Source organism: Pseudomonas sp. TSO6 (assembly GCF_056098905.1).
In genome coordinates this window covers 1-318 of record NZ_JBLZWV010000100.1, presented here as the reverse complement: position 1 = coordinate 318, position 318 = coordinate 1, and the positions used below count along the sequence as shown (strand labels likewise).

Annotated in this window: 1 protein-coding gene; it reads right to left on the bottom strand. The window is 60.4% G+C overall.

Annotation, left to right across the window (positions count from 1 at the left end):
- A partial coding sequence (locus ACN6NG_RS29965; protein WP_474317542.1) for an immunoglobulin-like domain-containing protein occupies positions 1-318 on the bottom strand: 318 nt, incomplete at both ends.

Sequence of the window (318 nt, the reverse complement as noted above, 5' to 3'; positions counted from 1 at the left end):
CCTCACCCGCCTTAATGGTGACGGTGGTGCCGTCAGTCAAGGTGAAAGTCAGGCCTTTGTGGTTGGTGACCGGCAGGGACGGGTCATCGCTGACCAGCTTCACGGTGTAGGTGATTTTGCCACCTTCAGCCACGGTGGTGTTATCCACAATGAGCTGTGCGGTGACCACGCTCTGCGTGTCGGTGACAGCGACAGTTGCCGCCTTGCCGATGACCAGGTTCTCCAGCTGCTCGCCGACCACTTCCGCCTGGCTGATGCTGACGGTGATCTTGCCTTCGTCTTTGAACACGTCATCGCCTTGAGCCGGCGCGGCGTAGG